The 1,581-nt window shown below is 67.7% G+C and carries 3 protein-coding genes; 1 reads left to right on the plus strand and 2 read right to left on the minus strand.

Going from position 1 to position 1,581, the window contains the following annotated elements:
• Nucleotides 1-153: 153 nt before the first annotated feature.
• Nucleotides 154-519 (minus strand): hypothetical protein, encoded by a 366-nt coding sequence (locus OXF11_14435; GenBank protein ID MCY4488293.1) that lies wholly within the window; start codon nt 517-519, stop codon nt 154-156.
• 29 nt (nt 520-548) lie between these two features.
• Nucleotides 549-764, minus strand: a complete 216-nt coding sequence (locus OXF11_14440; protein ID MCY4488294.1) for a ferredoxin — start codon at nt 762-764, stop codon at nt 549-551.
• A gap of 74 nt (nt 765-838) precedes the next feature.
• Between OXF11_14440 and OXF11_14445 the strand changes: the two genes are divergently transcribed.
• Nucleotides 839-1,581, plus strand: a 743-nt coding sequence (locus OXF11_14445) for a 4'-phosphopantetheinyl transferase superfamily protein (GenBank protein ID MCY4488295.1), incomplete at its 3' end; no start/stop codon positions are given.

The following is a 1,581-nucleotide window of genomic DNA, read 5'->3' on the forward strand; positions in this document are numbered from 1 at the left end:
CGATGGAGTGTGCCACGATGCCGCCGTTGGTCATGGTGGAGCCTCCTTGCTGGCTGGTGTCCTGGAGACCATCATGCCGCCACCAATACCAAAAGACAATTCGATAATAACGTCTATACCTATAGAGATGCTCTATTGATAAGTCGGCGACGGTCAACGCCCCAGGCGGGCCTCCACGACCTCCAGGAGTTTGGCTGGGCTCCCCTTGCATGCATCCAGGTCCTCTGCCGGAACCAGGACGCGCCAATGGCCATCGGCGCCCGCCAGCACCACCGGCAACTCCCGTGCCGAGGCCAACTGGTCGCCGGAGGCCTCGTCGCGGTGCAGCAGGGTCATGGTCACCCCCGCCGCGGCGCAGGCCTCCTTGAAGGACCGCTTCCCCAGCGGGTTCATGCCGTGGGTGATGTCGCAGAGGGCGCAGTGCCCGCGCCCGGCAAGCTTGTCGACCACGTAGCGCAACTCGCCCCGCAGCCCACCATCGGCATTGAAGATCCCCACCAGCGTCTCGGGCTCAGCCATGCTCTCTCCCCGAGTCCGGCGTGGCCCCGCTACTCGACCTGGTTGCCGTCGGCGTCGAAGACCATGATGGCCCGGCTGGGGCAGTTGCGAGCCGCCCTCAGGAGCTGCTTGTCGCTCAGTTCGCCGACGGTCGCCAGCACCATCGCCAGTTCCTCGTCGTCGAAGCCGAACCCGGCCGGGAAGTCGGCCACGCACCGCCCGACGCTCATGCACTCGTCCTGATCGATCTCAACACGGAATCCCATGACGGCGACCATACCGGAGTCCGATGGACTCCCGGCACCGGTCTCGGGACCCGACCGCAGGTAGCCTGCCCGCAGTGGATCGGTCAGCTCCCGACCGCTGGTGGGAACCGTTCAGGCAGGTCGGCGGTGCACACGTCTTTCATGTCGACCTCACGCCGCACGCCGCCCGCGAGGCCGCTGCGTTCGCGTGGCTCGACGCCGCCGAGAAGTCGCGCTGGCAGCGGTTCCAGCACTCACCGGCACGCCGTCACTTCGTCCTGTGCCGGGCCGCGCTCAGGTCGCTGCTGTGCGAGCACCTTGGCTGCGGCAACGACCTGCTCTCATTCGGGGCGGCGAAGCACGGCAAACCGTTCGCGCTCGTCGACGCGCGGCCGGTCCCGCTGGCCTTCAACGTCAGCCACAGCGAGCAACACGGCCTGATCGCGCTGGCCCCGGCCGGGCGCGTCGGCGTAGACGTCGAGGAGTACGAGCAGCATCGTAAACTCGATGAACTCATCGAGGCCGTGTTCGGTCCGAACGAGCAGGCCGAGATGGCCGCGCTGACCGGCGGCGACAGGGTCCGCCTGTTCTTCCGCCTCTGGACGCTGAAGGAGGCCGTTGCCAAGGCGCTCGGCACGGGACTCTCCTTCGACGTGGCACGATTCGAGATTCCCGCAGCAATCCGCTCGGGCGCCACCGGAGGCCTCTTCCGGATCCCTCAGGTCCCCGATGTGCAGTGGCAGCTCACAGACATCGGCGACGAGCAGTTCGCCGCCGCCTTGGCACAGGAGGCTCCAGCGGGCACCGACCGCGCCGGGTCCGCCGGAACCGGGGCGCC

Source organism: Deltaproteobacteria bacterium (assembly GCA_026712905.1).
In the GTDB taxonomy this organism is placed as follows: domain Bacteria; phylum Desulfobacterota; class Binatia; order UBA9968; family JAJDTQ01; genus JAJDTQ01.

What these genes read in the sequence shown, in the direction of transcription:
- OXF11_14440 (MCY4488294.1), bottom strand. Translation starts at nt 764, where the DNA reads ATGGGATTCCGTGTTGAGATCGATCAGGACGAGTGCATGAGCGTCGGG.
- OXF11_14435 (MCY4488293.1), bottom strand. Translation starts at nt 519, where the DNA reads ATGGCTGAGCCCGAGACGCTGGTGGGGATCTTCAATGCCGATGGTGGG.